Source organism: Herbiconiux solani NBRC 106740 (assembly GCF_001571005.1).
Lineage (GTDB): Bacteria > Actinomycetota > Actinomycetes > Actinomycetales > Microbacteriaceae > Herbiconiux > Herbiconiux solani.
The window spans coordinates 1-25,042 of sequence record NZ_BCST01000009.1 but is presented as its reverse complement, the minus strand read 5'-3'; the positions used below and the strand labels follow the sequence as shown (position 1 = coordinate 25,042).

Annotated in this window: 24 protein-coding genes and 2 tRNA genes; 14 read left to right on the top strand and 12 right to left on the bottom strand. The window is 71.0% G+C overall.

The features are described 5' to 3' along the window. Window positions 1-4: 4 nt before the first annotated feature. Window positions 5-832: a citryl-CoA lyase gene (locus tag HSO01S_RS15955; protein WP_066043305.1), complete on the bottom strand. Its 828-nt coding sequence runs from the start codon at window positions 830-832 to the stop codon at window positions 5-7. Then, entirely contained in the window at window positions 825-2,015 is a 1,191-nt protein-coding gene (locus HSO01S_RS15950) for a CaiB/BaiF CoA transferase family protein (RefSeq protein ID WP_066043304.1), read from the bottom strand. The genes HSO01S_RS15955 and HSO01S_RS15950 overlap by 8 nt, the downstream gene beginning before the upstream one ends. Window positions 2,016-2,174: 159 nt before the next feature. On the opposite strand from HSO01S_RS15950, the gene HSO01S_RS15945 reads away from it, so the two are divergent. Next, window positions 2,175-2,975: an IclR family transcriptional regulator domain-containing protein gene (locus HSO01S_RS15945; protein WP_066043303.1), complete on the top strand. Its 801-nt coding sequence runs from the start codon at window positions 2,175-2,177 to the stop codon at window positions 2,973-2,975. Continuing rightward, on the top strand, window positions 2,972-3,538 hold the full coding sequence (locus HSO01S_RS15940) for an NADPH-dependent FMN reductase (protein ID WP_066043302.1): 567 nt from the start codon (window positions 2,972-2,974) through the stop codon (window positions 3,536-3,538). The genes HSO01S_RS15945 and HSO01S_RS15940 overlap by 4 nt, the downstream gene beginning before the upstream one ends. A 114-nt stretch (window positions 3,539-3,652) precedes the next feature. Here HSO01S_RS15940 and pgm read toward each other — a convergent pair whose 3' ends face one another. Then, window positions 3,653-5,281, bottom strand: a complete 1,629-nt coding sequence (gene pgm, locus HSO01S_RS15935; RefSeq protein ID WP_066043301.1) for a phosphoglucomutase (alpha-D-glucose-1,6-bisphosphate-dependent) — start codon at window positions 5,279-5,281, stop codon at window positions 3,653-3,655. A gap of 70 nt (window positions 5,282-5,351) precedes the next feature. Here pgm and pheA point away from each other — a divergent pair, with 70 nt between their 5' ends. Further along, window positions 5,352-6,284 carry a prephenate dehydratase gene (gene pheA / locus HSO01S_RS15930; RefSeq protein WP_066043300.1) on the top strand — a complete coding sequence of 311 codons (933 nt, stop codon included), beginning with the start codon at window positions 5,352-5,354 and terminating at the stop codon, window positions 6,282-6,284. A gap of 64 nt (window positions 6,285-6,348) precedes the next feature. On the opposite strand, the gene HSO01S_RS15925 is transcribed toward pheA, so the two are convergent. Then, entirely contained in the window at window positions 6,349-7,758 is a 1,410-nt protein-coding gene (locus HSO01S_RS15925; protein ID WP_066043299.1) for a maltokinase N-terminal cap-like domain-containing protein, read from the bottom strand. Window positions 7,759-7,801: 43 nt separating this feature from the next. Beyond that, window positions 7,802-8,176, bottom strand: a complete 375-nt coding sequence (locus HSO01S_RS15920; protein WP_174523000.1) for a DUF5997 family protein — start codon at window positions 8,174-8,176, stop codon at window positions 7,802-7,804. A 74-nt stretch (window positions 8,177-8,250) separates the two neighbouring features. Between HSO01S_RS15920 and HSO01S_RS15915 the strand changes: the two genes are divergently transcribed. Continuing rightward, window positions 8,251-8,964 carry a LysR substrate-binding domain-containing protein gene (locus HSO01S_RS15915; RefSeq protein ID WP_066043297.1) on the top strand — a complete coding sequence of 238 codons (714 nt, stop codon included), beginning with the start codon at window positions 8,251-8,253 and terminating at the stop codon, window positions 8,962-8,964. Between the two features lie 45 nt (window positions 8,965-9,009). Here HSO01S_RS15915 and HSO01S_RS15910 read toward each other — a convergent pair whose 3' ends face one another. Then, entirely contained in the window at window positions 9,010-10,101 is a 1,092-nt protein-coding gene (locus tag HSO01S_RS15910; protein ID WP_245636036.1) for a diacylglycerol/lipid kinase family protein, read from the bottom strand. 33 nt (window positions 10,102-10,134) lie between these two features. Between HSO01S_RS15910 and serS the strand changes: the two genes are divergently transcribed. The 4 genes from serS (at window position 10,135) to HSO01S_RS15890 (ending at window position 13,656) form a co-directional block, all read left to right on the top strand. Then, on the top strand, window positions 10,135-11,445 hold the full coding sequence (gene serS, locus HSO01S_RS15905) for a serine--tRNA ligase (protein WP_066043295.1): 1,311 nt from the start codon (window positions 10,135-10,137) through the stop codon (window positions 11,443-11,445). Continuing rightward, entirely contained in the window at window positions 11,442-12,245 is an 804-nt protein-coding gene (locus tag HSO01S_RS15900) for an HAD family hydrolase (protein WP_066043294.1), read from the top strand. The genes serS and HSO01S_RS15900 overlap by 4 nt, the downstream gene beginning before the upstream one ends. Before the next feature lie 54 nt (window positions 12,246-12,299). Continuing rightward, a tRNA-Ser gene (locus HSO01S_RS15895) sits at window positions 12,300-12,386 on the top strand. Between the two features lie 31 nt (window positions 12,387-12,417). Further along, window positions 12,418-13,656: an alpha/beta fold hydrolase gene (locus HSO01S_RS15890; protein WP_066043293.1), complete on the top strand. Its 1,239-nt coding sequence runs from the start codon at window positions 12,418-12,420 to the stop codon at window positions 13,654-13,656. A 27-nt stretch (window positions 13,657-13,683) separates the two neighbouring features. Here HSO01S_RS15890 and HSO01S_RS15885 read toward each other — a convergent pair whose 3' ends face one another. Then, entirely contained in the window at window positions 13,684-14,154 is a 471-nt protein-coding gene (locus tag HSO01S_RS15885) for an SRPBCC family protein (protein WP_066043292.1), read from the bottom strand. Window positions 14,155-14,326: 172 nt separating this feature from the next. Here HSO01S_RS15885 and HSO01S_RS15880 point away from each other — a divergent pair, with 172 nt between their 5' ends. The 3 genes from HSO01S_RS15880 (at window position 14,327) to HSO01S_RS15870 (ending at window position 16,454) form a co-directional block, all read left to right on the top strand. Further along, entirely contained in the window at window positions 14,327-15,628 is a 1,302-nt protein-coding gene (locus HSO01S_RS15880; RefSeq protein WP_245636035.1) for an LCP family protein, read from the top strand. 60 nt (window positions 15,629-15,688) lie between these two features. Further along, entirely contained in the window at window positions 15,689-16,345 is a 657-nt protein-coding gene (locus tag HSO01S_RS15875; RefSeq protein WP_066043288.1) for an alpha/beta family hydrolase, read from the top strand. A gap of 19 nt (window positions 16,346-16,364) precedes the next feature. Then, window positions 16,365-16,454 (top strand) — tRNA-Ser (locus HSO01S_RS15870). Between the two features lie 75 nt (window positions 16,455-16,529). Here the strand turns inward: HSO01S_RS15870 and ykgO are convergent. Continuing rightward, window positions 16,530-16,652, bottom strand: coding sequence for a type B 50S ribosomal protein L36 (gene ykgO, locus HSO01S_RS15865; protein WP_066043286.1), 123 nt, complete (start codon window positions 16,650-16,652; stop codon window positions 16,530-16,532). Between the two features lie 49 nt (window positions 16,653-16,701). Between ykgO and HSO01S_RS15860 the strand changes: the two genes are divergently transcribed. Further along, on the top strand, window positions 16,702-17,781 hold the full coding sequence (locus HSO01S_RS15860) for a CobW C-terminal domain-containing protein (RefSeq protein WP_066043284.1): 1,080 nt from the start codon (window positions 16,702-16,704) through the stop codon (window positions 17,779-17,781). A gap of 77 nt (window positions 17,782-17,858) precedes the next feature. Here the strand turns inward: HSO01S_RS15860 and HSO01S_RS15855 are convergent, their stop codons facing one another. From HSO01S_RS15855 to arr, 4 genes are all read right to left on the bottom strand, one after another. Beyond that, the gene (locus tag HSO01S_RS15855) at window positions 17,859-19,277 is read right to left on the bottom strand and encodes a hypothetical protein (protein ID WP_157079117.1); all 1,419 of its coding nucleotides are present in this window, start codon (window positions 19,275-19,277) and stop codon (window positions 17,859-17,861) included. Window positions 19,278-19,281: 4 nt separating this feature from the next. After that, on the bottom strand, window positions 19,282-20,085 hold the full coding sequence (locus HSO01S_RS15850) for a TIGR03943 family putative permease subunit (RefSeq protein ID WP_066043280.1): 804 nt from the start codon (window positions 20,083-20,085) through the stop codon (window positions 19,282-19,284). Next, the gene (locus HSO01S_RS15845) at window positions 20,075-21,016 is read right to left on the bottom strand and encodes a permease (RefSeq protein WP_245636034.1); all 942 of its coding nucleotides are present in this window, start codon (window positions 21,014-21,016) and stop codon (window positions 20,075-20,077) included. Before HSO01S_RS15845 ends, HSO01S_RS15850 begins: the two co-directional genes overlap by 11 nt. A gap of 370 nt (window positions 21,017-21,386) precedes the next feature. Beyond that, the gene (gene arr, locus HSO01S_RS15840; protein WP_066043278.1) at window positions 21,387-21,809 is read right to left on the bottom strand and encodes an NAD(+)--rifampin ADP-ribosyltransferase; all 423 of its coding nucleotides are present in this window, start codon (window positions 21,807-21,809) and stop codon (window positions 21,387-21,389) included. 56 nt (window positions 21,810-21,865) lie between these two features. Here arr and HSO01S_RS15835 point away from each other — a divergent pair, with 56 nt between their 5' ends. Together HSO01S_RS15835 and tyrS are read left to right on the top strand one after the other, a co-directional pair. Further along, window positions 21,866-23,173: a DUF445 domain-containing protein gene (locus HSO01S_RS15835; protein WP_066043276.1), complete on the top strand. Its 1,308-nt coding sequence runs from the start codon at window positions 21,866-21,868 to the stop codon at window positions 23,171-23,173. 58 nt (window positions 23,174-23,231) lie between these two features. Next, complete coding sequence (tyrS, locus tag HSO01S_RS15830) at window positions 23,232-24,542, top strand: tyrosine--tRNA ligase (RefSeq protein ID WP_066043274.1); 1,311 nt, start codon at window positions 23,232-23,234, stop codon at window positions 24,540-24,542. Window positions 24,543-25,042 lie beyond the last annotated feature (500 nt).

Sequence of the window (25,042 nt, the reverse complement as noted above, 5' to 3'; positions counted from 1 at the left end):
GGTCCTATTCGTTCTCGGCGTTCTCGGCGTGCGTGGCGTTCTCGGCGCTGTCCGCCGGCGGGGTGTAGACGGCGTTGCGGTCGACCTCGGCGTACACGGTCGGGCCGATCGGGTTCTCGCGCTCCTCGGCCAGGTGGCCGATCAGGCCCGCGGTGCGGGCGAGCAGCGCGAAGCCACGCAGGAGGTCGACGGGCAGGCCCGCGTCGGCGAGGGCGGCGCCCGCCACCCCGGCACCGTTCAGGGGAAGGGTGCGGCCGAGCAGCCCCGGATGCACGCGGCCGATCGCCTCGAAGAGCTCCAGGTGCGGGCCCTTCACCCCGCTCTCCTCGGCGATCCGGATGATCACGGGCGTGCGCGGGTCGCCGTTCTTGTGCACCGGATGCCCGAGCCCCGGGATCTTGCCGCCCTGCGATCGGGTCTCCTCCAGGGCGGCAAGAGCTGCAGCATCCCATTCCTCGTCTCCCCAGTCGCTCGTGTCGCCGAGGCCGGAGATGATGCCGTGCAGGTACAGCCCCGTGTCCTCGGTCACGCCGAGGAATCGCGAGCCGCCGCCGAGCAGACCCGCGGCGATCGCCCCCTGCAGCGAGTCGGGGGCGCTGTAGTAGGTGAGCCGCGCGGCGATGGCAGTCGGGGTGAAGCCGTGGTCGGCGAGCGAGACGAGCACCGCCTCGAACACCCGGAGCTGGCCGGGCGTCGGCCTGCGCTTCGTCGCGAGCCAGTAGGCCAGCTCGCCGAACGAGATCTGCCCGAGCAGCTCGCCGGCGAGGTCGTGGCCGAGCAGCGAGATCGACTCGGTGTCGCTCGTGCCGATCGCGGTGGGGTACTCAGCCACGGTTTCCTCCGGGGGTCGGGGCGATGGATGCGGATGCTGGCCCCGCGAGCCAGGCCCGCACGAGCTCGTCGTGCTCGCCGAGGGTGGGCGGCGGGGAGTCGTACCGGGCGGGCGTGCGGGAGAAGCGGATCGGGTTGCGGATCACGGGCACCGCCCGCTCGCCCTCCCCGACCTCGACCACCGGCTCGAGACCGAGCCGCTCGGCCAGTGCCACCCCGCCGTCGATCGTGTTGATCGGGCCGCAGGCGATCCCGGCCTCGGTGAGGATGTCGAACCACTCGGCGATCGTGTGCCCGGCGAGTGCGGCGACCAGCTCGGGCCGCAGCAGCTCGCGGTTGCGATTGCGATCCTCGGTGCGGGCGAACCGCGGGTCGTCGGCGAGCTCGGGCCGCCCGAGCGCCTCGGCGAGCCGGGTGAACTGCCCGTCGTTGGCGGCCACCACCACGATCTCGCCGTCGCTCGCCGGCAGCGGCTCGTAGGGGAACAGACTCGGATGCGCGTTGCCCATCCGGAACGGCACCGACCCGCCGGCGACGTACGTCGAGCTGTGGTTGGCCATCGCCGCGAGCGCGGTCGAGAGCAGGTTGACCTCGATGTGCTGGCCCTCACCCGTGCGGTGCCGGTGCTCGAGGGCGGCGAGCAGACCGATCGTGGCCTGCATCCCGGTCATCACGTCGAAGACCGAGACGCCGCTGCGGTAGGCGGGGCCGTCGGGCGACCCGGTCAGGCTCATCAGGCCCGACATCGCCTGCACGATGAGGTCGTAGCCGGGGAGGGATGCGCCGCCGGCGCTGCCGAAGCCGCTGATCGACGCGTAGAGCACGGCCGGGTTGACGGCGGCCACCGAGTCGTAGTCGAGCCCGAACTTGGCCAGGCCCCCGGGCTTGAAGTTCTCGATCACGATGTCGGCGCGGCGGGCCAGTTCGAGGGCGGTGGCGCGGTCGCCCTCGTCGCGGAAGTCGAGCACCACGTCGAACTTGTTGCGGTTGATGCCGAGGTAATAGGTCGAGACGCCGTCGCGCTCCGGCGGCGCCCAGGAGCGGGTCTCGTCGCCACCCGGGCTCTCGACCTTGACGACCGTGGCGCCGAGATCGGCGAGCTGCTGGGTGGCGAAGGGTCCGGCCAGCACGCGGGAGAAGTCGGCGACGATCAGGCCGTCGAGCGGGCCGGAAAGGGTGACCATCGAACTCCTCGTTGAATGCGGTCAAGTGTCCGCTGTGCGGATGAGCACAGCTAAATGCATCCGTATCGAGGTGTCAAGAGGTTCTTCGCCGCTTCTCAGGCGGGCGAGGATGCGGTAGGAAAGGGGTACACGAAAAACGGACGAACGGCCGGGAGGGCCATGCGCGAGTCGACAGGGCCCGAGTTCATCGAGGCCATCGCCCGGGGGCTCGACGTCATCACGGCGTTCGGCACCACCGGGCAGAACCAGAGCCTCGCGGAGCTCTCGGCCGCGACGGGTCTCGCCCGGCCCACGGTGCGGCGCATCCTGCTGACCCTGGCCGAGCTCGGCTACGTACGGGCCGACGGCGGCAGCTTCTCGCTCACCGCGCGGGTGCTCGACCTCGGCATGGCCTACGTCTCGGCGAGCAGCCTCTGGGAGGTCGCCCGGCCGCACCTGACCGAGTTGAGCCGGCGCACCGGGGAGTCCTGCTCGCTGGCGCAGCTCGACGGGTCGGACATCGTCTACGTCGCCCGGGTCGCCGTGCCCAAGCTCGTCACCCTGCAGGTCTCGATCGGCACGCGGTTCCCGGCGGCGGTCACCTCGCTCGGCAAGGTGCTGCTCGCGGCCCTCGATCCGGCCGAGCTCGACCGGGTGCTCGCGCTGCCGACGCTGTCGGCCGTGCTGCCGGCGTCGCGGCCCGAGCAGGACGAGATCCGCGAGTCGCTCCGCGAGGTGCGTGCGGCCGGCTGGGCACTGACCGACCAGCAGCTGGGCCCGGCCATCCGCTCGGTCGCCGCCCCCGTGCGAGACGGGTCGGGGCGGGTCGTCGCCGCGGTCAACGTCAACGCGCACGCGGCCGAGACGAGCGTCGAGACGCTGATCGACCGGCACCTGCCGCACCTCCTCACGGCGGCGAGTGCGATCAGCAGCGACTGGGCGCGCTGGGAGAGCCGCCCGCTCGCGGAGCTGGCCCGATGAGCGCGGCACGCGACGGGGGCGCCCGTCCGACGCTCCTCGTGATCATCGCGAGCACGCGCCCCGGCCGCGTCGGCGGAGCAGTAGGCGAGTGGGTGGTCGAGGCCGCCCGCGTGAGCTCGGAGTTCGACGTCGAGGTCGCCGACCTGCAGGAGCTGGCGCTGCCGCTCCTGGACGAGCCCGCGCATCCGCGTCTCCGCGACTACCGGCACGACCACACCAGGAGCTGGAGCGCCCAGGTCGACCGGGCCGACGGCATCGTCATCGTGATGCCGGAGTACAACCACAGCTTCACGGCGCCGCTCAAGAACGCGCTCGACTACCTCGTGCAGGAGTGGGACGGCAAGCCGGTCGGTCTGGTGAGCTACGGCGGCCTCGCCGGGGGAGCCCGGGCCGTCGTGGCGATCCAGCCGGTGCTGGCGAACCTCGGGATGCGCGGCATCCACGCCAACGTCGAGATCGCCTGGGTCGCCGAGCACCTGGTCGACGGGGCCTTCGTCCCCACCGACCGCCACGACCGGGCCCTCGCGGCCCAGCTCGCCGAGCTCGCGACCCTCCTGGCCTGACCCCGCCCCGGGCCCGTCCGCCTGTCCGCGCCCGCCCGACTGTCCGCGACCCGTCAGTTGTTGTCGCTAAACCCCGCGGATAGCGACAACAACTGACGGATCGGCGACAGTCGGCTAGCCGCCGAGGGCGGCGTCGACGATCGACTTCGCCTCGGCCTGCACGCGGCGGAGGTGCTCCTCGCCCACGAAGCTCTCGGCGTAGATCTTGTACACGTCCTCGGTGCCCGAGGGGCGGGCCGCGAACCACGCGTTCTCCGTGACCACCTTCACGCCCCCGACGGCAGCGCCGTTGCCGGGTGCGTGCGAGAGCTTCGCGATGATCGGGTCGCCGGCGAGCTCGGTCGCCGTGATCGCGTCGCCGTCGAGCTTCGCGAGCGCCGCCTTCTGCGTCTTGGTCGCGGCGGCGTCGATGCGCTCGTAGACCGGCGCACCGAACTCCTCGGTCAACTCGGCGTAGAGCTGCGACGGGGTCTTGCCCGTGACGGCCAGGATCTCCGACGCCAGCAGGGCGAGCAGGATGCCGTCCTTGTCCGTGGTCCAGACCGAGCCGTCGAAGCGCAGGAACGACGCACCGGCCGACTCCTCGCCGCCGAACCCGACCGAGCCGTCGATCAGCCCGGGCACGAACCACTTGAAGCCCACCGGCACCTCCCAGAGGGTGCGGCCGAGCGAGCCCGCGACCCGGTCGATCATCGACGACGACACCAGGGTCTTGCCGACGGCCGCATCCGGCTGCCAGCCCTCGCGCCGCGAGTACAGGTACTGGATGGCGACGGCCAGGTAGTGGTTCGGGTTCATGATGCCGGCATCCGGCGTGACCACACCGTGCCGGTCGGCATCGGCGTCGTTGCCCGTCGAGATGTCGAAGTCGTGGCGCCGGGCGACGAGCGAGGCCATCGCGTAGGGGCTCGAGCAGTCCATCCGGATCTTGCCGTCCCAGTCGAGCGTCATGAACGCCCAGCGCGGGTCGACGGTCTCGTTCACGACGTCCATGTTCAGGCTGTAGCGGTCGCGGATGAGCTCCCAGTACTCCACGCTCGCCCCGCCCAGCGGGTCGGCACCGATGTGGATGCCCGACTTCTGGATGGCGTCGAGGTCGATCACGTTCACCAGGTCGGCCACGTAGTGCTCGCGGAAGTCGTAGGTGCCCGAGGGGGTGCCCTCGCCGCGGCCCACGCGCTTCACGTCGACCAGGCTGGCCGCGATCAGCTCGTTGGCGCGGTTCGCGATCCAGCCCGTCGCATCCGAGTCGGCCGGCCCGCCGTGCGGCGGGTTGTACTTGAAGCCGCCGTCGCCGGGCGGGTTGTGCGAGGGCGTCACGACGATGCCGTCGGCCTGGTCGTCGTGGCCGGCCTTGTTGTAGGCGAGGATCGCGTGCGAGACGGCGGGCGTCGGGGTCCAGCTGTCGCGGGAGTCGGTCCACGCGGTGACGCCGTTGGCGTTCAGAACCTCGAGGGCTGTGTCCTCCGCGGGCTTGGAGAGACCGTGGGTGTCGCGGCCGATGAACAGCGGGCCGGTGATGCCCTGGGCGGCGCGATACTCCACGATCGCCTGCGTGATGGCGGCGATGTGGTCCTCGTTGAAGGCGGTGTTGAACGACGAGCCGCGGTGGCCCGACGTGCCGAAGATCACCTTCTGCTCGGGGTCGTTCACATCCGGATGCAGATCGTAATAGGCCGCGACCAGGGCCTCGGGGTCGATCAGGTCTTCGGGAAGGGCCACAGTGCCGGCGCGCTCATGCATGCCCCAAGTCTGGCACCGCTCCGGTTCCGCTGCAGTACTCCGCGGTACCCGGGTGGCTAGGCTCGGGTCCATGTCGGAGACGTACAGCTATCTCGGCCCCTCGGGCACCTTCACCGAGGCCGCCCTCGCCCAGGTCCCGGAGGCCGCCGGCAAGGAGTGGCGCTCGGTCAACAACGTCGGCGAGGCCTTCGACGACGTGGTCTCCGGCCGCAGCGTCGCCGCGATGATCGCGATCGAGAACTCGATCGAGGGCGGGGTGACGGCCACGCTCGACGCGCTGGCGAACATCCCGGGCCTGCGCATCGTGGGGGAGTACCTGGTGCGCGTGCAGTTCGTGCTGGTCGGCCGGCCGGGCACCGCGCTGGACGAGGTGCGGGTCGTCAACGCGCATCCGGTCGCCTACGCCCAGACCCGCAGCTGGCTCGACGCGAACCTGCCGACCCACGGCCACATCCCGTCGACCTCGAACGTCGCCGCCGCGCTCGCGCTGTTCGAGAACGACCTGGCGGATGCGGCGGTCGCCCCGCCCCAGATCGTGAACCACCACGACCTCGAGGTGCTCGCGAGCGACATCGCCGACAACGCGAACGCCGTCACGCGGTTCGTGCTGGTCTCCCGCAGCACCCATCTGCCGGCCGCGACCGGTGCCGACAAGACGAGCATCATCGCCGAGCTGCCCTCGGACCGCTCGGGTGCGCTGCTCGAGCTGCTCGAGCAGTTCTCGACCCGGGGCGTCAACCTCTCGCTGCTGCAGTCGCGGCCGATCGGCGACGCCCTCGGCCGCTACCGCTTCGTGATCGACGCCGACGGCCACATCTCGGACGAGCGGGTCGCGGATGCGCTGCTCGGCGTCCGCCGGTTCAGCCCGAAGGTGCTCTTCCTCGGCTCGTACCCCCGGGCCGACCACGCCCCGGTGGAGTACACCGAGCGCTACGACGACGAGGTGTTCGTCGAGGCGCGCGACTGGCTGCGCGGGCTGCTCTCGGGGGAGCCGGGGGCCTGAGCCTCAGGCCGCGAGGCCGGCACGCGAGGCTGAGCCGGGCCCGAACCGAGCCCCAACCCGAACCCTAGACGCGCTCGGTGAGCGTCCGGATGGCCCCCACCGGGATCGGCAGCCAGTCAGGCCGGTTGCGGGCCTCGTAGCTCACCTCGTAGAGCGCCTTGTCGAGCTCGAACGCGTCCAGCAGCACGCGCTGCGCCCGCAGGTCGTTGCCCGAGCGCGTGATGTACCCGTCGAGGAAAGCTTCGCGCGCCTCGAGCGCCCACTCGCGCACGGCCTCGGCATTCGGCCCCGCGGCGAAGGTTCCGGCCACGTAGTCGAACGACCGCAGCATCCCGGCCACGTCACGGAGCGTCACGTCCGGCTCGCTGCGCTCGGCCAGGGGCCGGAGCGGCTCGCCCTCGAAGTCGAGGATGACCCAGCCGCGCCCGGGGACGCCGAGCACCTGTCCGAGGTGGTAGTCGCCGTGGATGCGCTGGAAGACCGGCCACTCGGCCGACTCGGCGAGGCGGAACACGGTCTCGACCGCATCCTGACGCTCGGCCAGGTCGGGAACCTCGGCGACCGCCTGGGCGGCGCGCTCGCGCATGCTGGCCATGATCCCGCCGACATCGGAGGCCTCGGGCGTGCGTACCGGGAAGAGCTGGGCGAGTTCGGTGTGCACCTGCGCGGTCGACTCGCCGAGCGCGCGGGCGAGGGCGGAGAACGACTCGCCGGTCTCGGCCGAGCGGAGCGCCACGCGCCAGGCGTCCTCGACCTCGGGGATGAACTCCTGCGCGAACGCGAAGTGACCGGTGGCCTGGCCGCCCGGCAGTCGCGGGTCGCTCCAGGCCCCCGTGACGGTGCCGACCGCGCGCGGCACGAGCCGCGATCCCGCGTCGGAGAGCGCCGATTGCACCACGACATCCGGATTCGGGCCGTCGGCGAGCGCGCGGAAGACCTTGCAGATCACCGGCTGGGCCGGCTTGCCGTTCAGGTGCACGAGGTCGAAGACGATCGAGGTGTTCGACTGCTCGCCGCGGAGCACGTGCGAGTCGGTGACCCGCACCTCCGAGCTGGTCAGGGAGTGGTGCCCGACGGCCTCGGTCTCGTCGCCCTCGCCGGCCTCGGCCTCGTCGTCGAGCATCAGGCCGAGCAGCGCCCGGGTGAAGGCCGGGTCGTGCGGGCCGTCGTAGATGTAGATCGTGCGGCCGTCGATCGTCGCCCGCTCGATCAGGGCGCGATCCCCGCCGAGCAGGTTCGAGGTGCGGAAGCTCAGGGGCACCTGGTAGAGCACCGGCGGCGTCGCCGACTCGTCGAGGATCAGGTGCGTCTCGAGGCCGACCTGATGCTTGTGGTCGACGAGCGACCACATCCCGACCCGGCTCAGCCGGGGCTCAGCGGAGCCGGAGGCGAACCACCGCTGGGCGGCCATCCATTCGGCCAACGCCGGTCGTACTTCTCGAGTGGACGGGAGACTCACTGGAGAGACGCTCATGCTCGGACCCTACGCCGACGGGGCCCGATCCACCAGGGAGGGGTCAGTCCTGGTCGGCCGCGGCGGCGGCCTTCTCGAGGGCGACGTCCTTCACCCGGCGGTTCTCGGCGCGCACCTCGGCCTGGATGCGGCGCTCGGTGACGAGCCACTCCGGCGGCGACTGCAGGTACTCCGAGATCTCCTCGGTCGTGAGCGCCTCGGTCATCCCGGCGCGGGCGAGCCCCGAGATCGAGACGCCGAGCTTGCGGGCGACGATGTCGCGCGGGTGCGGGCCGTTCAGCCGCAGCTGCACGAGCCACTCCGGCGGGCTCGCCAAGAGGGCGTTCAGCTGTTCGCGGGTGACGGGCGACTCCTGGAACTCGGCGGGCGCCGCCGGCAGGTAGATGCCGAGCTTCTTGGCGGCCGTGGCCGGCTTCATCGTCTGCACGGTCCCGGTGCGGGGTTTCTCGTCGGCGCTCATCTGCCCAGGGTATCCCGCCCTATCATGGGGCCATGACGCTGCGTGTCGCATTCGTACCGGGCGTCACCCCGGCCAAGTGGTTCCGGATCTGGGACGAGAGGTTCCCGCGCACCCCCCTCGAGGTGGTGCCCCTGGAGACGGTGGCGCTCGGCCGCACCGACGCCCTCGAGGTGCTGCACCAGGATGCCGCCGACGTCGCGTTCGCCCGCTTCCCGATCGCGGGCGAGGGCGTCAACGCCATCCCGCTCTACAGCGAGGTGCCGGTGGTCGTGCTGCCGAAGGACCACGACCTCACGCTGCAGGAGGAGCTCGCCCTCGACGACGTGGCCGGCGAACGGATGCTCGAGATCGCCGAGACCCCGACCGGCGGTCCCGACGCGGTCGAGCTGGTCTCCGCGGGCGTCGGCGCCCTGGTGCTGCCGAAGTCGCTCGCACGCCTGTGGAGCCGCCGCGACGTCGAGTCACGTCCGCTGACCGACGGGGACGAGACCCGGATCGCGATCGTCTGGCGCACCGACCTCGACGAGGAGCGCGCGGCACTGGTGGAGGAGTTCATCGGGATCGTGCGCGGCCGCACGGCCAACAGCTCGCGCGCCGACACCGACCCGCACGCGCCCAAGGCGAAGGCGACCGCCGCCGCGAAGGCCAAGGCGCGGGAGGCCAGGGAGGCGGCGGCGAAGAAGCAGCCGGCGAAGAAGAAGAAGGCGACGACCTTCGTGCCGCGCCGGACGCGCAAGCCGCGCTAGGGCGCATCCGCGCATCCGCGGACCGCGCTCGCCGGGTGCGGAGCGCTAAGAGCGGATCGCCGCGTCCCCCGTCGACGCCGCCTCACTCGAGGCCGACGCGGCCTCCGCGCGCGCGGCCGCCACGGCCGCCGTGTCCCGAAGTCCCGCCGTCCCCGCCGGCACCCGCACGAGCAGCGCGCCCGGGTCGACCCAGCAGTGCACCGCGGTCGCCATGCCCCACTCGTCCCCGTCGAGCTGGATCTCCTGCTCGCCCTCGAGCCGCAGCTCGAAGTCCTGACCGGTGCTGTACGAGACCGAGCGCACGTCGTTGTTGAGGTCGATGATCTTGCGGCCGGCCGCCGATTTCCGCAGCACGCCGTTCTCGAAGGCGATCTTGTTCCAGACCTTGAGCCAGCCGAACGGGCCCTCGGGCCGCAGCGCGACGATGTCCAGGCGACCGTCGTCGGGTCGCGCATCCGGAATCAGCAGGAAGCCGCCGGGCAGCAGCCCGCAGTTGCCCACGATCACGGTGTGCACGCTCGTGCTCTTCCACGCCGAACCGTCGAGGCGGAAGCGGAGCCGCACGGGCCGGAGCGTCGGCAGGGCGCGCCCGATGCCGTCGACGTAGGCGAGCCAGCCGACCGCGCGCTTGAGCCTCTTGTTGGTCTTGGCGATCATCTTGGCGTCCAGGCCCAGGCCGGCCATGACCAGGAAGACGTGCTCCTCGGTCGCCGCGTCATCCGGCCGGGTGATCGTGACCAGCCCGAGGTCGATTGCCCGGTCGGTGCCCGTGAACACGGTCGTGACGGCCTGCTCGACGTTCGTGAGCGTCATCGAGAGGTTCCGCGCGAGCAGGTTGCCGGTGCCCACGGGCAGCAGGCCGATCGGCACGCCGGTGTCGCGGAGCCCCTCGGCCACCGAGCGCACCGTGCCGTCGCCGCCCGCGGCCATCACCACGGATGCGCCCTCGGCGACCGCGCGCCGGGTCACCTGGCGGCCGGAGTCCTCCGACGTGGTCTCGAACCAGAGCGTCTCGCCCCAGCCCGAGGCCTTCTCGGCGGCGGCCACGAAGGCGCGGAGCTTCGAGGCGTCGACCTTGATCGGGTTCACGACGATGGCCGCGCGAGGGGGTGCCCCCGCACCCGATTCGTCTCCCACGGGTTCACCGTACCGCCTAAGTAGGATGGACCCGTGATCGATCCAGTGCTCCTGCGTGAAACCCCCGACGTCGTCCGCAACTCGCAGCGTGCCAGGGGCTCCTCGGTCGAACTCGTCGACGTGGCCATCGCGGCCGACGCCGAGCGCCGTGCCGCCATCCTCGAGTTCGAGAACCTGCGGGCCGAGCAGAACGCCTTCGGCAAGCTCGTCGCGGCCGCGCCCAAAGACGAGAAGAAGGCGCTCGTCGCCCAGGCGCAGGAGCTCGCGGCGCGGGTGAAGGCGGCCAACCAGCGGGCCACGGATGCGGAGAACGCCTTCCTCGAGACCGCCCGCCAGATCCAGAACATCGTGATCGACGGCGTGCCCGAGGGGGGCGAGGAGAACTTCGTCACGCTCCGCGAGGTGGGCGAGAAGCCCGTCTTCGACTTCGAGCCGCGCGACCACGTCGAGCTCGGCGAGAGCCTCAAGCTCTTCGATCTGGCGCGCGGCGCCAAGGTCTCGGGTGCGCGCTTCTACTTCCTCACCGGTGTCGGCGCCCGCCTCGAGATCGCGCTGATGAACCTGGCGCTCGACCGGGCGCTCGCCGCAGGCTTCACGCCGCTGATCACGCCGACCCTCGTGCGGCCCGAGACGATGGACGGCACGGGCTTCCTCGGCGAGCACGCCGACGAGGTCTACTACCTGCCGGCCGACGACCTCTTCCTCACCGGGACGAGCGAGGTCGCGCTCGCCGGGTTCCACATGGGCGAGATCCTCGACATCGCACCGGCCGCTGCGGATGCGGCGGATGCGGATGCGGGTGCGGGCGCCGCCCCCACCTCCAAGCGCTACGCCGGCTGGTCGACCTGCTACCGCCGCGAGGCCGGCTCGCACGGCAAGGACACCCGGGGCATCCTGCGGGTGCACCAGTTCAACAAGCTCGAGATGTTCAGCTACGTGCTGCCCGAGAACGCCGAGGCCGAGCACGAGGCGCTGCTGTCGTACCAGGAGGGCATGCTCACCGACCTCGGGCTCACCTACCGCGTGATCGACGTGGCCGCCGGTGACTTGGGTTCCAGCGCCGCCCGCAAGTTCGACACCGAGGCCTGGGTGCCGTCGCAGGAGACCTACCGCGAGCTCACCTCGACCTCGAACTGCACGACCTACCAGGCCCGCCGCCTCGACACCCGTTACCGCACCGAGTCGGGCAAGACCGCGCCCGTCGCGACCCTGAACGGCACGCTCGCGACCACGAGGTGGATCGTCGCGCTGCTCGAGACCCACCAGCAGGCCGACGGCACCGTCGTGGTCCCCGAGGTGCTCCGGCCCTACCTCGGCGGCCTCGAGCGGATCGTCGCCCCGTGACCGCGTCTCCCTGGCTCGTCGCGCTCGACATCGACGGAACGGTCCTGCACGAGGACGGCTCGCTCAGCGACATCGTGGGCGCCGAGGTGCGCCGCGCGACCGCCGACGGCCATCAGGTGATGCTCGCCACCGGCCGCTCGGCCGTGCACACCCTGCCGGTGCTCGCCCTGCTCGACATCGCGCCGGAGTACGTGGTCTGCGCCAACGGCGCCGTCACGCTCAAGCGCGATCCCTCGGCGCCGCTCGGGTACCGCCAGGAGCACGTCGAGACCTTCGACCCCGGAGCCGTGCTCACGACCATCCGGTCGCACCTCGCCGAGGCGCTGTTCGCGGTCGAGGACGACGAGGGGCACTTCCTCTACACCGGCGAGTTCCCCGATTCGGTGCTCGGCGTCGGCAGCGAGAAGGTCGCGTTCGACGACCTGCTCGGCGTGCAGGCCACCCGTGTGGTGGTGGTCTCGCCCGATCACGACATGGAGGACTTCCTCCAGGTCGTCGAGCGGATGGGCCTGCACCGCGTCTCGTACTCGATCGGCTGGACCGCGTGGCTCGACATCGCCCCCGACGGCGTGAACAAGGCCACCGGCCTCGAGCGCGTGCGGGAGGCGCTGGACATCCCGCGCACCCGGGTGATGGCGATCGGCGACGGCCGCAACGACGTCGAGATGTTCCGCTGGGCCGGTGCCGAGGGTCGCGCGGTCGCGATGGCCCAGGCGCCGGAGGACGTGATCGAGGTGGCCACCGAGACCACCGCGTCGGTCTACGACGACGGGGTCGCGGTCACTCTCGCCACCCTCTGACCGGCAGTTCCGGCCCGTCCCTGGTAATCTCGACCCCGATCGCCTCGGCGATCGGGAGGGCTGTCCGAGCGGCCGATGGAGCCAGTCTTGAAAACTGGTGAGGTGTTAAAGCCTTCGCGAGTTCGAATCTCGCGCCCTCCGCTGCACCCGCACACCCGGTGAAGGATTACTCATGACCTCGTCCGTATCCGTCTCCCTGCCGGGCGCCCGGCTGACCGACCACCGCATCCGGGTGCCGCTGGATCACGCCGACCCGGCCGGCGAGACGATCGAGGTGTTCGCCCGCGAGGTCGTGGCGCCGGACGGCCTCGACCGGCCGTACCTGCTGTTCCTTCAGGGCGGGCCGGGGCAGGAGTCCCCGCGGCCGACCTCGCCGCTCGGGCCGTCGTGGCTCGGCCGGGCGCTGCAGGACTTCCGGGTCGTGCTGCTCGACCAGCGCGGCACCGGGCTCTCGACGCCCTACGATCGGGCGGGGGCCGATCCCGCCGCCGACGCCGAGCGCCTCCGTCACTTCCGGGCCGATGCGATCGTGCAGGATGCCGAGGCGCTCCGTGAGCACCTCGGTGCCCGCCGGTGGAGCCTCCTCGGGCAGTCCTTCGGCGGTTTCACGTCGCTGAACTACCTCTCTGTCTCGCCGGACAGCCTCCGCGAGGTCTTCTTCACCGGCGGCCTGCCGCCGGTCGGCCGGCCCGTCGACGAGGTCTACGCGGCGACCTACGCGGCCATGCGCCCGCTGAACCGGCGGTACCACGCCCGGTTCCCCGGCGACCGCGAGCGGCTCGCGCGGGTGCTCGCGGCCGCCGCGGCGGGGGAGGTGCGGGCGCCCGACGGCAGCGCGGTGAGCCCCACGCTCGTCCGCTCGATCGGCCTCCACCTCGGGATGGACGGCGGGGCCGAGCTCATCCACTTCCTCCTCGAGCGCGACCCCGGGTCGGCCGCCTTCGCGTACGACCTCCAGGCGTTGCTGCCGTTCGGGGGGCGCAACCCGATGTACGCGGTGCTGCACGAGTCGAGCTACGCCGACGGCGGCACGACCGGATGGGCGGCCGAGCGGGTGGCGCCGGACGACTTCCGCGGCGACTCCGAACTGTTCACCGGCGAGCACCTCTACCCCTGGCACTTCGACGACACCCCTGCGCTCCGGCCGTTCAAGGCGGTCGCGGGCATCATCGCCGAGACCGAGTGGCCACGGCTCTACGACCCGGCGGTCCTCCAGGCGGCCGACGTCCCGGCCGCGGCGGCGATCTACGCCGACGACCCCTTCGTCGACCGCGAGTTCTCGCTCGAGACGGCAGAGCTCCTGCCCGGGCTCCGCCCCTGGCTCTCGAACGAGCACCTCCACAACGGCCTCCGTTCCGACGGCGCAGCCCTCCTCGACCGCCTGATCTCCCTCACCCGAGGCCTCCGCTAAGTCCTCTCTGCAGGGTGGGCCAGGCGGTCAGGGGAGGAGTGCGTCGAGGCGGGCGTAGCCCTCGACGACACCGCGCTCCATGCCGTTCTCGATCATCCCGTCGCGCCAGTCGACGCGCGGGAAGACGCTGTGCCCGACGACCCGGCTGCGCCCGCCGGGCAGCGCCTCGAAGCGCACCGACTCGAGCGAGACCGCATCCGGCATCCCGTCCCACTCGAAGGTCTGCACGATGAGCTCGCCCGGCCGCACGGTGTGGAAGACTCCGCGGAAGCCGAAGCGGTCGCCCGCCGGATTCACGTGCACGTACCGGTAGCGCCCGCCGGATTCAAGCGTGTACTCCTCGATCTGCGTGTCGTAGCCGTCCGGCCCGAGCCACCGGCGCACCAGCTCCGGATCGCGGTAGGCCTCGAAGACCGCGTCGACGGGGGCGTCGAACTCCCGCGCGATCTCGACGAACGGCAGGCCCTCGGGGGCCGTGATGCTGACGGGATTCGTCATCGCTCCTTCTCCTTCTGCTCAGCCGCACCGGCTCGGCGATCCCCCACGGCGGCGTGCGTCGAGCAACAGATCGTGCGTCGACCGTACGCACCGCGCATTACCCGGTCAACACGCCGGCCGCCACGAATGCCGATGGGACTCACAGTTTCATTCGAGAGAATGGATGTTTGTCATGGCCTCCCTCCACCCCGTCGCCCGCCACGGCCGGCTGAAGACCCCCTCACCCTGGGGGCTCGTCGGCCGCTTCGTCGCGCTCGCGGCGGCGGTGCTCACGGTCAGCGGAGCGGCCTTCGCCGGCTACGCCACCTGGAGCGTCTCGAGCGAGGTGCGCACCGTGGATCTCGCCGGCGAGACCGGCGACGGTTCGCTCGCAGCAGCATCCGTACCCGAGATCGCGGCGATCGACGGCGGGGTCAACCTGCTGCTCGTCGGCAGCGACAGCCGCGAGGGCCAGGGCGACGCCTACGGCGAGACCGAGGGCAACCTCAACGACGTGACGATGCTGATGCACATCGCCGAGGACCACTCCAGCGCCACCGTCGTCAGCTTCCCCCGCGACATGGTCGTGCCGATCCCGAGCTGTCCCGACCCCGACGGCGGCAGCTTCGACGCGATGAGCGCGCAGCCGATCAACGTCACCCTCAGCTACGGCGGCCTGCCCTGCACCGTGCTCACGGTCGAGGCTCTGACCGGCCTGCACATCCCGTTCGCGGCCGAGATCCAGTTCAACGGCGTGATCGAGATGTCGAACGCGGTCGGCGGCGTGCCGGTCTGCGTGGTCGACCCGATCGACGACGCGTTCACCGGGGTCAAGCTCGACAGCGGCACCCACACCCTCCAGGGGGCGGATGCGCTGGGCTTCCTGCGCACCCGGCACGGCGTCGGCGACGGCAGCGACCTCGGGCGGATCTCCTCGCAGCAGGTGTTCCTCTCCTCCCTCGTCCGCACGATCAAGTCAAGCGACACCCTGGGCGACTTCGGCAAGCTGTACGGGCTCGCGCGTGCCGCCTCGGGCAACATGGTGCTCTCGAAGAGCCTCGCCTCGCCCGACACCCTGGTCTCGATCGCGCTCGCCCTCAAGGACATCGACCTCGACCGCGTCACCTTCGTCGCCTACCCCGGCACGACCGGCGGCGAGGGCGTCTACGCCGGCAAGGTGCAGCCGCTGACGGATGACGCGGCCGTGCTCTTCGACGCGATCGCGGCCGATCGTCCCGTCGTCACCGCCCAGCCGGGCAACACGGGTATCGGCGCGGTCGCCGACCCGAGCGCTCCGGCAGCCACGGCACCGACGGATGCAGCGGCAACGCCCGACCCCTCAGTGACCGACCCAGCCGGCACCGACCCGTCCGCCGCCGACGCCGCTCCCACCGACCCGTCTGCCGGCGCCGCGGCATCCGCCGCCACCGCCCTCCCGCAATCCATCACCGGCCAGACCGCGGCCGAGTACACCTGCTCGAAGGGCAACGACTGAGGCCCAGCCCCGGCCCGTCACCCCTCTCTCCACGCCCGCCCGCCGCGCTACCGTGGAACGATGTCGACCGACCTGCTCTGGACCGGCCCGCCGTCCGCCCCCGTCCTCCTGCTCGCGCACGGCGCCGGTGCCGCGATGGACTCGGACTGGATGAACCGGTTCGCCGCCCTGCTGGCCGACCGCGGCATCCGTACCGCCCGCTTCGAGTTCGCCTACATGGCCGCCCGCCGCACCGGCTCACGGAAGCCGCCGCCCAAGGCCGAGACCCTGGCCGACGAGTACCGCGCCGCGGTCGCCGCTGCCCGCGCGGTCGCCGGCGGCCCGATCGCGATCGGCGGCAAGTCGATGGGCGGCCGCGTCGCGAGCCTGATCGCCGACGAGCTCCACGACGCGGGCGAGATCGACGCGCTGGTCTGCCTCGGCTACCCGTTCCATCCGCCCGGCAAGCCCGAGAAGCTCCGCACCGCCCACCTCGAGCACCTCCGCACCCCGACCCTGATCTGCCAGGGCGAGCGCGACCCGTTCGGCACGCGGGCCGAGGTCGCGGCCTACCCGCTGTCCCCGTCCATCCGCCTGGTCTGGCTCGGCGACGGCGAGCACGAGTTCAAGCCTCGGGTGAAGATCTCGGGTCGCACCCACGAGCAGAACCTCGTCGAGGCGGCGGATGCGGTGGCCGCTTTCCTCCGCGTCGAGAACGAATCCCTCGATCGGCTATGATGGCGGAGGCGAAAGCCAAGGAGACGTCGCATAGTTCGGCCTAGTGCACCACCCTGCTAAGGTGGAGTACCCGTCAAGGGTACCGTGGGTTCAAATCCCACCGTCTCCGCACCAAGACCCTCGAAGCCCTTCTCCACGAAGGATGCCGGGGGTCTTTTCTCGTTGCGGGCAGCCGCCGCACACCTCAGCCCTGGCGCGCCTTGAAGCGCGGGTTGAGCTTGTTGATCACGAACACGCGGCCGCGCCGCCGGACGACCTGCGACCCGGGCATCTTCTTCATCGATTTCAGCGAGTTGCGGACCTTCATGGCGACCTCCGGTTGTTATTGAGAATGGTTCTCACCTACAGTAGCCGACATGAGCACCTCATCCGATCCGAGGCCCGTCCCGGCCCTGGCCGTCACCCTCGTCAGCGGCAGCGATCCGGATGCCTGCGCCGGCCTGGCCGCAACGCTCAGCGGGGTGCCCGCCGCGAAGGCGCAGCGCGAGTTCGAGCTGCCGGGCGCCACTGCCGCGGAATTCGCGGTCGAACTGGCGGAGGACCTCGTCGCCGATGCTCGAACCGGGATGACCGGCGACCTGATCGTGGTCCTCGAGGCCGCCGCCGACGTCGTCGAGGTGGCCCTCGTGCTCGAACACGCCCTCGACTCCCAGCAGCCCCGACTGCCGATCGGCATCCGCGAGGTCATCGCGGTGACGACCGTCCACGAGATCCTCGAACTCCTCGTCCGTCCTGACGACACCCCCTCGTCCGCGCCTCCGCCGGCGGACTTCGACTCCCCGGGCCGGCTCGCCGCCCGGCTGGAGTTCGCGAGCATCATCGTGCTCGGCGACGTCACGGATGCGCGCAGCCCCGCCGAGACCGGGCTGGTGCGAGCGCTGCTGGCTCGACTCGCCCCCGCCGCCCGGATGCTCTCCCTCACCGCTGTCGAAAGACAGTGGCGTCGCTCCGGGTTGCTGATCCGGAGCCGGGCCCATCGGCTCGGGGCGTCGATGGGGTGGCGGCAGCATCTCGCCGAGGGAGCGCCGGCCGTCGGCACGCGGGAACCCGTCGGGGTCCATGTGTTCCGCGACCCGACACCGTTCCATCCGGAGCGCCTCCTCGAGGCGATCACGACCGGGCTGATTCCGGACGAGGTCGGCCGGATCGTGCGGTCCCGGGGGTTCGTGCGGCTCGCCACCCGCCCGGACCGTATCGGCGCGTGGTCGACCGCCGGCGGGATCCTGGATCTCGATCCGACGTCGATGCTCAGCTGGGATCCCGACTCCCCGATCGGTCAGGAGATCGTGTTCTTCGGACTCGACCTCGACCGGGACGCGCTCGATGCACTGCTCACCGGCTGCCTGCTGGAGCCCGCGGAGCTCGCGGCCGGCCCCGGCGCCTGGTCGGGCTACAACGATCCGTTCCCCGACTGGGCCGTCCAGCACCACCACTAGTCGTCACCCGGAAGCTCTCGTCCCGGTCCCGGTCCCGGCCAGGTCCGGGTCCCGGTCCGCCCGCGCCTGCCGCCGCCTCAGTCCCGGCCGCACCAGTCGGGCTCGCGCCCGGGCATCCGGCTCACCGTCGAGGGGTCGTCGAGATCGACGTACTCCAGCATCCCGTCGCCGCGCGCGTCGATCGATGCGAGCACCGCGGATCGCCCGTTGGGGGCGAGGCAGAGTGCGGTCACCTGGTCGCCGGGGGTGGCGTCGAGCAGGGTCTCGCGTCCGCCTTGCGCCGTGACGCGTTCGAGCACCCCGTCGTCGACCACCAGCCGGGTGCCGCTCGGGTCGAGCACCACCGCGAGCGAGCTCACCGGCCCCGATTCCGCGCCGGCGACGGCGCCGGTCGAGGTCGAGGTAGAGGTCGAGGTCGAGGGCGAGCCGAGGGATGACGACGCGGCGTCCACGCCCCGGACGACGCTCCGCCCGTCCTCCGTCAGCACCGCATCGGTGGTTCCGCGGACGAAGCCGCCGAACGCCTCGGCGTGCCCCATCTCGACGGCCGAGGAGGTCGCATCCCGCTCGCCGACGACGTCGGCCAGGTACAGGTCGCCGTCGTCGGTGCGGGCCAGCACCGACGTGCTCCCCGGCACGAAGCTCCAATCCGCGGCCGTGAACTGCTCGAAATCGGGGCCGGTGACCGGGATCGGGTAGTCCTGTCCGCGGGTGAGGTCGTAGGCGAACAGCTGGCGGGGCGGGATCGGCGCGGAGTACCCCGTCGACCGTGCGGTGAACGTGTAACCGAAGAGGTTCGATCCGGGCGAGGCCCGCAGGCTGTCGACCGTGCCCGGGCCGCCGAGGTCGATCGTGACCGGTGTCGCGGCGCCCGCGCGGATGACGCTGAGCGAGTCGTCGCCGCTCTCGTCCGTCTGCACCACGGCGATCGTATCGCCCACGACGGCGAACCGTCGGATGCTCGGGGCCTCGGCGAGCACGTCGACGTCGCCGCCTGCGGTGCGACTGCTGACGATCTGGTCGCCCTGGGGCGTCGAGCGGAGGAAGTGCACGAGCGGATCGGGGGTGTGGAACGTGTATTCCACGGTCGACGACGCGCCCGTCTGCTCGGCGGTGACGTCCGAGATACGGACGGAGTAGTCCGTGTCGTACTGCAGGGGGGTCGTGAAGGTGACGGTGATCGTCGACCCGTCGCTGGTCGCCGAGGCGGCCGCCGCCGGAGTCACGACGACGGATGCGTCCGGGAGCGCCGCGACCGCCCCGTCGGTCTCCAGCAGCAGTCGCTGTCCGGCGCGCTCGACGGCGGCCTGCACGTTCAGCTGGCCCCCGACGAGTCGGGGCCCCTGGCCGAGGCTCGCGGCGGTGAGCCCTCCCGCGACCAGCGCGATCACTCCGATCGAGCCATAGAGCAGCCGGTTGAAACGTCGGAGACGGCGCGTGACGGATGCCGGGTCCCGGCCGCCCGCCAGATCAGTAGACACGAGATCAGTGGACACGAGATCAGTAGACATACGGCTCCGACGGCTCGTCGATCGGCGTGACGGTGACGGCGTCCAGTGCCACGGACGACAGGCTGAGCACGCTCGGATTCGGTTCGAAGGTCCCTTCCGCCGTCACCCAGTCGTCCACGGAGAGGGTGTCGGCCCAGTGCGGGAGATAGACGGCGACGCCGACGGGCTGAGCATCCACGGCGCAGCAGGTCACGACGAACCGGGCGACGAAGAAGACGTTCTCGGGGTCGTCGGTGTCGGGGGTGACGAATCCGGTGAGGGTCGCGCTCCGGCCGGCGAGATCGTCCGGTGCGGTGCCCTGCCTGATCAGCGCGGCCCAGTCCTTGACCGTGTACCCGGACGTGTCGTCGCCGAGCGCGGCCGCGGGGGCGAGGCTCCCGTGCTGGCCGGCGGACCCGTTGAGGTCGCGCTGCTGCAGGGCCGAGCTCGTCAGCGGGGTCGGCGGAACCGCGAAGAGCGCGACCGCCGCGACGACGACCACGAGCACCGAGCCGGCCGCTCCGAACAGTGCGCCGGGTCGCCGACGACGAGCGGCCTGGCTGGCGTGCCCTTCGTGCCCCTCGTGGTCCTCGTGCTCCTCATGGTCGTCGTCGTCCTCCTCGTCGGTACCGACCGCGAAGGCCCCCACGATCAGCACGGCGGCGATCGCGGCCATGACGATTGTGAAGACCGTGTAGCGCGGATGGATGTAGAACCCCAGCTGGCCCGAGAGCGCGAGGAGCACCGTCGCGAGCACGCCGAGGAGGCTGAGGGCGAGTCCGCGCCACCGCGCGATCAGCAGGCTAAGCGACAAGGTTGACCGCCAATCCGATCGCCGCAGCGCACACGGCGATCAGCGCCGTGAGCTGCACGAGCGTGCGCGCGGTGAAGGTCGTGCGCAGCAGCGCCAGCATCTTGACGTCGATCATCGGCCCGAACAGGAGGAAGGCGACGATCCCGCCCGGCAGGAAGGTCGAGCCGAACGACAGGATGAAGAACGCGTCGACGTTCGAGCAGATCGCCACCACGAACGCCAATGCCATCAGGGCCAGCACCGACCACAGCGGATTGCTTCCCAGGGCGATGAGCACGTCCCGCGACACGGCGACCTGGATGATCCCGGCGACCGCCGCTCCGACGAACAGCGCGGGCATCATCGAACTGCTCTCCCGGCTGAACATGCCGAGACTGCGGTGCACCCGGCTGCCGTGCGAGTGACCGGGACCGCGCCGGCAGACCGCCTGGAAGCCCGAGGTGAGCAGGGTGTCGGGTGCAGGATGCCGGCTGTAGATCCAGCCGACCAGGTTCGCGATGGCCAGTCCACCGAGGATCCGGGTCGCGAGGATGCCGTCGTTCCAGCCGAACGCCTGGTACGTGGTGACGATCGTGATGGGGTTCACGATCGGCGCGGCGAAAAGGAACGTCATCGAGTCGGCCACCGTGAGGCCCCCCGCGATGAGCCCGCGGGTGAGCGGCACGTTCCCGCACTCGCACACCGGCAGCAGGATGCCGAGGACCGAGACGCACAGCCGTCGCAGCACGGGCGACCGGGGGAGCCGCCGCAGCAGGAAGCCCTCCGGCAGCCAGATCTGCACCAGCACCGAGATGACGATCCCGAGGATGACGAACGGCAACGACTCGATGATGACGCTCACCGACAGGGTGATCACGTCGTGGACCGCGTCGCCGAGCCCGTCGCTGGCCCCCGCGGGGAGCAGCAGACGGGTCGCCACGAGCACGAGCACGGCGATGATCCCGACCGTCGGCGCCCAGCGCCATTCCGATCGCGTCAGGCTCCGCAGATCCGGGATCGGCTCGGCTCGGCTCGGCGAACCCGGCCCTGCGCCCGGCCCACCGCCCGGCCCAACGCCCGGCCCAACGCCCGGCCCAACGCCCGGCACAGAGGCAGGGTCGCGCGGGCGGTGCGCGTCGCGGACGCTCGGCGAATCGGTCAGCGGGTTCCTCGATCCAGATCACGTGCAGGGCGGCACCCGCACGATGCTAACTCCGGCACCGGGGCGCTCCCGGCAGTCGTGCGGCGCGTTGCCCGCGATCCCGGCGGCTCAGGACGCCGCCCCCGCCGCGGGTCGACGACCTCACCCGACCGCCCGCGGGTCAGTTGATGATCTCCCCCCGCTCCTCCGGCGCCCGCGCCACGAGCCGATCCCGCCACAGCTGAAGGGCCTCGGGCGTGAGCCTGGTCCAGTCGCTGACCTCCTCGAGCACCCGCAAGGGCGCCGTGCTGCGGTACGACCGGGTCGGGTTGCCGGGGAACTTCTTGTCCGTGACGTTCGGGTCGTCCTCGAAGGGGCCCGTCGGCTCGACGAGGTAGACCCGCGGGACGAGGTCGCCGGGCAGCAGCTCGGCGGCGAGCTCGGCCGCGAGCCCCGCGCCGTCGCGGAGCGCGGTGAAGTAGATGTGGTTCATCACGACGTCGGGACGGTAGTTCGACCGGAACCCGGGAGACAGGAGCTCGCCGGGCCGGAGGTCTGCGGCGGTGCCATGGAAGAACGGCCCCGCTTCCTGAGCTGCATTCACCCCGCCAGCCTAGAACCCGCCTACGGTGGTCAGTGCGACGGCCCGGGAGGAGCACGATGAGCAGCACCACGCGCGACACGACGGGCAACACCGTGCGCGATGCGCAGCTCGGCGCCGCCGACTCGGAGCGGCGAGCCGCACTTCGCCGCATGAAGCTGCTGGCGACCGCCCTCCTGGTGCTCTCGGCGATCATCTTCGCGATCGCCTTCGCGCTCGAGGACAGGTACGCCTGGCTCGGCTACGTCCGGGCGGCCGCCGAGGGGGCGATGGTCGGAGCGCTCGCCGACTGGTTCGCGGTGACCGCGCTGTTCCGTCATCCGCTCGGCCTGCGTATCCCGCACACCGCGATCATCCCGAACCGAAAAGACGAGATCGGCGTGAGCCTCGGCGAGTTCGTCGAGCAGAACTTCCTCTCCGACGAGGTCGTGCGCAGCAAGCTGGCGACCTTCAGCGTCGCCGACCGGCTGGGGGAGTGGCTCGCCGACCCCGCGAACGCCGAGCGGGCGAGCGCCGAGGGCGCCGTGATGGCGCAGGGCCTGCTGCGCTTCCTCAGCGACGGAGACGTCGAGAGCCTGATCGAGAGGCTCGCCCGGGAGTACCTGTTCGACCGGGAGTGGGCGCCGACGCTCGGCCGGGTCGGCGGCGAGCTCGTCGCGGCCGACCAGCAGCGCGCGATCGTCGACGCCCTCGTAGAGGCCGCCGAGACCTGGCTCACCGAGCATCCGGATGCGCTGGGTCAGGTCGTCTCCACCCGCCTGCCCCGCTGGGTCCCCGGTTTCGCCCGCGATCTCGCCGACGACCGGGCCCACCGTGAGGTGATCGGCCTGCTGCATGCCGTGCGCGACGATCCCGAGCATCCGCTCCGGGTGGCCATCGACGGCTACCTCGTCGACCTCACCGACCGGCTGCAGAACGACCCCGCGATGGCCGATCGCGTCGAGCAGATCAAGACCGAGTTCCTCGAGAGCCCACGCCTGCGCTCGTTCGCCGGCCGGCTCTGGGAGGCGGTCAAGGCCACGCTCGCCGAGTCGCTGGCCGACCCTTCGAGTGAACTGCGCTCGGCGGCGGCCTCCGCGCTGGTCGACGTCGGCGTGCGCCTCTCCGCCGACCGCACCCTCAGCGCCAAGATCGACGCCTGGATCGCGGATGCCGCCGGTTACGCGGTGCAGAAGTACCGCCACGACCTCGCCTCCGTCATCAGCGACACGGTCACGCGGTGGGATGCACGCGAGACCACCGAGAAGATCGAGCTGCAGGTGGGCCGCGACCTCCAGTTCATCCGCATCAACGGCACCGTGGTCGGGGCGCTCGCCGGCCTCGCGATCTTCGCGATCGCCACCGCCGTCCGCGCGCTCCTCGCCTGACGGGTCGCATCCGCGCTCTCCCGGGGAAGGACGCCCGAGCGCGGTAGGCTCTTTTCTCGTGTCAGACTCCCCGAGCAGAAGCGTCACCGTCCCGCAGAACGATCCCTCGTTCGACGACGTCTGGGACGAGCTGAACTATCGCGGCCTGGTGCACGTGTCGACGGATGCGGGAGAGCTCAAGACGCTCCTGTCCGGCCCGCCGATCACCTTCTACTGCGGGTTCGACCCCACGGCGCCGAGCCTGCACCTGGGCAACCTGGTGCAGATCCTCGTGATGCGCCGGCTGCAGCTGGCCGGCCACAAGCCCCTCGGGCTGGTCGGCGGTTCCACGGGCCTGATCGGCGATCCCCGCCCCACGGCCGAGCGCACCTTGAACACGAAAGAGACCGTCGCCGAGTGGGTCGGCTACCTCTCCGGGCAGATCGAACGCTTCCTGAGCTTCGAGGGCGACAACGCGGCCCGGATGGTGAACAACCTCGACTGGACGGCGCCGCTCTCGGCGATCGACTTCCTCCGCGACATCGGCAAGTACTTCCGCGTCGGCACGATGCTGAAGAAGGATGCCGTCTCGGCCCGCCTCAACTCCGACGCCGGGATCAGCTACACCGAGTTCAGCTACCAGATCCTGCAGGGCATGGACTTCTTGGAGCTGTACCGATCGTACGGTTGCGTGCTGCAGACCGGGGGCAGTGATCAGTGGGGCAACCTCACGAGCGGTACCGACCTCGTGCACCGCGCCGAGCATGCGAGCGTCCACGCGATCGGCACGCCCCTGATCACGAATTCGGACGGCACGAAGTTCGGCAAGAGCGAGGGCAACGCGATCTGGCTCGACCCCGCGCTGACGAGTCCGTACGCGTTCTACCAGTTCTGGCTCAACACCGACGATGCCGACGTCATCCAGCGGCTGAAGATCTTCACGTTCCTCCCGCGCACCGAGCTCGAGCGTCTCGAGCGCGAGGTGGCGGAGTCGCCGTTCCGGCGGGAGGCACAGCGCACCCTCGCGTTCGAGGTGACCGCGCTGGTGCACGGGGTCGAGGCCACCGAGGCGGCGATCGCCGCGGCCGGCGCCCTGTTCGGTCAGGGTGACCTGGCCGCACTCGACGTCGCGACCCTGACGGCCGCGGTCGGCGAGCTCCCGTCCATGACCGCAGCGGCCGACACCCCCGTGGTCGAGGCGCTGGTGTCCACGGGACTGGTGTCGAGCCTGAGCGAAGCCCGCCGGGCGATCGCCCAGGGCGGCGTCTACGTGAACAACGCGAAGGTGGATGCGGACACCGCGCTGGTCGGAGACCACCTCCTGCCCGGCGGTATCGCCGTGCTCCGCCGCGGCAAGAAGACGCTCGCCGGCGTCACCGTTACGAAGTAGGACGCGGCGACACGCCCGGGCTGCGCGGTTGATTTGGCCCTGCCGGAAACCTCCGCGTAATGTAATCCCTCGTCACCCCACAGGTGCGGGAAAGCCGAAGAGCTTCCCGGCCTCAAGCGGGACATCAATCCTCATCCTTTTCTTAGGTTCTCTTCTTGAGTGCCGTCGACTCGGAGCGTAGGATTAAGCCCTTCCTCTTCGGAACGTCAGCGTGTCGATTTGACAAGCTGCGCCGGAGTGCTAGGGTAGAGAAGTTGCCCGGCGGGCCGCCTGTGAAGGTGGAGCCGGAGCATCCGATCCTTGAGAACTCAACAGCGTGCACATTGTCAAATGCCAAATACCCCGTCCAGGCTTCGGTCTGGTTGGGATTCCTTTGGAATACATTTAAACGAAACAAAGCAAGTCAGTAATGATTTGTTCTGTCAGTTTCAAACTCGCAGTGCCAGGGCCTATTCCGGCCGGGTGCTGCAATCAAATGTGCCGGCCTTCGGGTCGTGCAG